The following is a 4,580-nucleotide window of genomic DNA, read 5'->3' on the forward strand; positions in this document are numbered from 1 at the left end:
GCGACTCGCCGCCGGTGGCGGCGGCGCGGCGACGGCTCTGCCGGTCGATCAGCTCGGCGACGTCGTGCACCCCGTCGCCGGTGATGGCGGCCGGCACCGGCCTGACTGCCAGCCGTCCGGTGCGCCTCTCCGTACCGACGATCGAGATCGCCGCCGACGTCGAGCCGGTCGGCCAGGCGCGGGACGGCTCGATCGCCGTACCGCCGCTGGAGCGGGCCGACGAGACCGGCTGGTACGACCGGGGTCCCACCCCGGGTGAGCCGGGACCGGCGGTGATCGTCGGGCACGTCGACACCAAGCGTGGGCCGTCGGTCTTCCACGACCTGCACCGGCTGCGTCCCGGCGACACGATCGAGGTGACCCGCGCGGACCGTTCGGTGGTGGTGTTCCGCGTCGACTCGGTGGAGCACTTCCCGAAGGACCGCCTGCCGGCCGACCGGATCTACGGTGACTCCGGCCCGCCCGGCCTGCGGCTGATCACCTGCGGCGGCGACTGGCTCGGCGGCCGGACCGGGTACGCCGACAACGTCATCGCCTTCGCCTCCCTGGTCTCCTCCCGAAACCCCTGACCCCTGCCCCTGCCCCACCTCGCCCTCCCGCCGCCGAGAGGGCGCTCTTTCGGGGAAATAGTGGCCATCCGGCGCCGAACAGCCACTATTTCCATGAAACTGCGTGCTGCGAACGGGGGTTGGGTCAGGGGCGGGGTGGGACCTGCTGGACCACCTCGAACTCGAGGAGCGTGGCGCCGGAGGCGACCGGGGGTCGCTGCTGTTCGCCGGGTGCGGAGGCGTGGGCGGCGCGGGAGGGGCCGCCGGCCCAGGCCTGGTACGCCTCTTCGCTCTCCCAGCGCGTGTAGACGAAGTAGCGGCTCTCGCCGGCGAGCGGCCGGAGCAGTTCGAAGCCGAGGAAGCCGGGGGAGTTCTCGACCGCGCCGGCCCGGGCCGCGAAGCGCTTCTCCAGCTCCTCGCCGGCGCCGGGCGGGACGTCGATCGCGTTGATCTTCACAACTGCCATACCCCACCCTAACCAGACATCGCGCCCAGGGACCGGCCCGCCCGCCTTCAGGAAAGGGGGCCCTGATGGGTCAGAAGGACTCGACGGCGGGGACGAGGTCGGCGTCGACCACGATCGGGGCGTGGTCGGAGGGGCCCTTACCCTTGCGGGCCTCCCGGTCCACGTACGCGGACCGGACCGCGCGCGCGAACGGCGCCGAGGCGTACACGAGGTCGATCCGCATGCCCTTGTTCTGGTGGAACATCCCGGCCCGGTAGTCCCAGTACGTGAAGGGGTGCGGGCCCTTCATCGGCGTGGGCACCACGTCGGACAGGCCGAGGTCGCGCAGTGCGGCCAGGGCGGCCCGTTCGGCGGGCGTGACGTGGGTGGAGTGCGTGAACAACGCCGGGTCCCACACGTCGGCGTCGGTGGGCGCGACGTTGAAGTCACCGCACACCGCGAGGGGCAGGCTCCCGGTCAGCTCCGTCTCCAGGGTGTCGCGCAGGGCCGCGAACCAGGCGAGCTTGTACGCGTAGTGCGGATCCTCCGGCGTGCGGCCGTTCGGCACGTACACCGACCAGACCCGTACGCCGCCGCAGGTCGCCGAGATGGCCCGGGCCTCCGGCTCGGGGAACCCGGGTTCGTCCGGGAACCCGACCACCACGTCGGTGAGGCCCACCCGGGACAGGATCGCGACCCCGTTCCACCGGCCGTCGCTGTGGCTGGCCACGGTGTAGCCCAGCGCGCCGACCTCGTCGGACGGAAAGGCGCCGTCGGGGCACTTGGTCTCCTGCAGGCACACCACGTCCGGTTCGGTGCCGGCCAGCCAGTCGAGCAGTCGGGGCAGGCGGGCCTTCACCGAGTTGACGTTCCACGTCGCCAGGCGCATGGTTCCAGCCTGCCCCATGCCGGGTCGCCCCGCCGGTCAGGTGCCGGGGGTGTCGTTGGGGCGGGTCTGCTCGGCCAGGAACCGTTCCAGCTCCGCGCCGAGTTCGTCGGCGGTCGGCAGCGGCGCGCTGTCGGGCGCGAGCAGGTTCTTTCCGCCCCGTCCCCGGGCGAACGCGTCGTACTGCTCCTCGAGGGCCCGGACCAGCGCCCCGGCGTCCTCGGTCTGGGCGACCTGCCGGTCGATCTCCACCCGGACGACCTCGGCCGCCGCGCGCAGCCCGTCGCCGGGCAGCAGCAGGCCGGTGCTGCGGGAGACCGAGGTCAGCAACACCTCGGCGGCGGCCGGGTACTCGGTCTGGGCGACGTAGTGCGGCACGTGTGCGGCGAAGCCGAGCGCGTCGCGGCCCTGCTCCCCGAGGCGGTACTCCAGCAGGTGGCCGACGCTGCCGGGCACCTGGACCCGCTGCAGCCACGGCTCGTAGCCGGCGATCAGCTCGGGTCGGGTGGCGTGCGCGGTCACGCCGGCGGGCCGGGTGTGCGGCACCGCCATCGGGATCGCGTTGAGCCCGACGGTGAGCCGGACGTCCAGCCGGGCGGAGAGCCCGGCGACGGCGGCCACGAACCGCTCCCACTGCAGGTCCGGTTCCGGTCCGCTGAGCAGGAGGAACGGGGTCTCGTCATCGTCCTGGAGCACATGCAGCTCCAGCGCGGGCTCGTCGTACGACTCCCAGTGGTCCTCGACGAAGGTCATCACCGGCCGGCGCGACCGGTAGTCGTAGAGCTGGTCGAGGTCGAACCGGGCGATCGGGCGGGCGTCCAGCGAGGTGAGCAGCTGCTCGCGGGCCAGGCGGCCGGCGCTGCCGGCGTCGACGAACCCGGTGAGGGCCTGGATCAGGACCGGCTGGCCGAGGTCGGGCAGTTCGTCGGTGAGCTCGTAGAGCTCGTGTGGGTCGAGCACCGGTACGGACCTCCCTGGATGTGCCAATCGGTCACCGTTGCGGACGGTGCCCGGTTCGGGCAACGCTCCCGCCATCCTCCTGCATTCCTCGCGCGGCCGATGCGCCGGTCCGGCCCGGCGGTGACGAGCCGTCCCGGATGCGGCGACACCGCCGCCCGCCGACCGGCCACGTGGTCCTCCACCGAACGGGGGACGTGGGTGATCACGGTGGGACCGCTGCCGGTTCGTCCCCGTCCCGACCGGGGGCGGCCGGGCCGCGTGGTGGGCGAGGTCTGCCTGTTTCCCGAGGTCCGTCCCCTCGGCGTCGCCGCGGTGCCGGGGCGTCCCCCCGGCGGGGGTGGTTTCGTGAGGAGCGCCACGTGATCACCATGCGTAATCGCAGGAGGAGCCTGCCTAGCCTCGGCTGATGCCTGACGCCAACTCCCTCGACGACCACCGCACCCACGGTGCCGCCGCTGACCGTTCGGACGATACCCCCTCATCCGTACGGTCGAACACCCTCGGCGCGTACACCCGGAACCTCCTGCGCGGACCCGGCCGGGTCCGGATCGCCCTCGCCGCCGGCCTGGTCTGCTGCCTCGGCCTGACCGCGGTGGCCCAGACCCGTGACGAAGCCGCCGCCGACGCGGCCCGGATCGACGCGGCCGCGGCCCCGATCGAGCGTGCCGAGCCGGACGCCGCCTCGCGGGACCACGACCGGTCCGCGAAGGACCCGAAGGCCTCGCCGGTGGCGCCGTCCACCGCCGCCGCCGACCCGGACGTCCGCCCGGCGCCGACGAAGAAGCCGAAGCCGAAGCCGACCGTCGTGGCTCCGGTCGCCGGCCTGGACCGCGCCCAGATGCGCAACGCCCAGGCGATCGTGCGCACCGGCCAGAAGATGGACATGCCCCGGCGCGCGCTGGTGATCGCCGTCGCGACCGCCATGCAGGAGAGCACCCTCTACAACTACGCCAGTGGGGTGCTCCCGGAGTCGCAGAACTACCCGCACCAGGCGATCGGCTGGGACCACGACTCGGTCGGGCTGTTCCAGCAGCGCCCGAGCAGCGGCTGGGGCGAGGTGGGGGAGCTGATGGATCCGGCGTTCGCGACCCGCCAGTTCCTCTCCGCCCTGGCCCAGGTGCCCGGCTGGCAGCAGATGCGGCTCACCGACGCGGCGCAGGCGGTGCAGGTCTCGGCCTTCCCGGAGCACTACGCGCAGCACGAGTGGCGGGCCGCCGAGGTCGTCGACGCGGTCCTCGACGCCGGGCGGTAGGCTGCCGACCGACCATTGTGGACGGTTGCGGTTCGGGCGTCCTGGGTACAGATGTTGTCGCTGCGATGTACACATGATGCAGGCAGCACCGACTGGAGGACGACATGTCTCTGATGCAGCGACTCACCGCGTTCCTGCGCTCACCCAAGGGCCAGCAGCTGGTCGAACGGGGTCGGCGTGAGATGGCCAAGCCCGCCAACCAGCAGAAGCTGCGGGGCCTGGCGGCCAGGTTCCAGAAGCGCCGCTGACCCCCGCTCCGTCCCCCGCCCCCTGGTGACACCCCGGGAGATCTCGTGACCGATTCCGCGCCCCTCGACGGTCAGTCCGCAGCCCTGCCGCCGCAGCCGCCCACGGTCGCGCGGACGTCGCCACCGGAGGTGCCCGAGGCGCCCCCGGCCGGGCTCTGGGACCGGATGCGGGAGGACCCGCAGTACGCCCCGGAGCACCTCGCTCTGGAGGCGGTGCGCCGGCTCGGGCCGGAGGCGGCGC

Annotated in this window: 5 protein-coding genes and 2 pseudogenes; 4 read left to right on the forward strand and 3 right to left on the reverse strand. The window is 73.3% G+C overall.

Features of this window, described 5'->3' with window-relative positions:
* Positions 1-104 precede the first annotated feature (104 nt).
* Positions 105-569: pseudogene (locus AB0I76_RS23015) on the forward strand (class F sortase); the annotation flags it as partial.
* A 124-nt stretch (positions 570-693) separates the two neighbouring features.
* Here AB0I76_RS23015 and AB0I76_RS23020 read toward each other — a convergent pair.
* The 3 genes from AB0I76_RS23020 to AB0I76_RS23030 all read right to left on the reverse strand — a co-directional run bounded on the left by AB0I76_RS23020 (position 694) and on the right by AB0I76_RS23030 (position 2,839).
* On the reverse strand, positions 694-1,014 hold the full coding sequence (locus AB0I76_RS23020; RefSeq protein ID WP_357038993.1) for an antibiotic biosynthesis monooxygenase: 321 nt from the start codon (positions 1,012-1,014) through the stop codon (positions 694-696).
* A 70-nt stretch (positions 1,015-1,084) separates the two neighbouring features.
* The gene (locus tag AB0I76_RS23025; protein WP_357038996.1) at positions 1,085-1,882 is read right to left on the reverse strand and encodes an exodeoxyribonuclease III; all 798 of its coding nucleotides are present in this window, start codon (positions 1,880-1,882) and stop codon (positions 1,085-1,087) included.
* A gap of 36 nt (positions 1,883-1,918) precedes the next feature.
* Positions 1,919-2,839: a PAC2 family protein gene (locus AB0I76_RS23030; protein ID WP_357038999.1), complete on the reverse strand. Its 921-nt coding sequence runs from the start codon at positions 2,837-2,839 to the stop codon at positions 1,919-1,921.
* 406 nt (positions 2,840-3,245) lie between these two features.
* On the opposite strand from AB0I76_RS23030, the gene AB0I76_RS23035 reads away from it, so the two are divergent.
* The 3 genes and pseudogenes from AB0I76_RS23035 to AB0I76_RS23045 all read left to right on the forward strand — a co-directional run.
* Complete coding sequence (locus AB0I76_RS23035; RefSeq protein WP_357039002.1) at positions 3,246-4,091, forward strand: peptidase M23; 846 nt, start codon at positions 3,246-3,248, stop codon at positions 4,089-4,091.
* 104 nt (positions 4,092-4,195) lie between these two features.
* Positions 4,196-4,339 carry a hypothetical protein gene (locus AB0I76_RS23040; RefSeq protein ID WP_357039005.1) on the forward strand — a complete coding sequence of 48 codons (144 nt, stop codon included), beginning with the start codon at positions 4,196-4,198 and terminating at the stop codon, positions 4,337-4,339.
* 45 nt (positions 4,340-4,384) lie between these two features.
* Positions 4,385-4,580 (forward strand): annotated as a pseudogene (locus AB0I76_RS23045) (hypothetical protein); the annotation flags it as partial.

The organism is Micromonospora sp. NPDC049799, assembly GCF_040656655.1.
Classification (GTDB): domain Bacteria; phylum Actinomycetota; class Actinomycetes; order Mycobacteriales; family Micromonosporaceae; genus Micromonospora.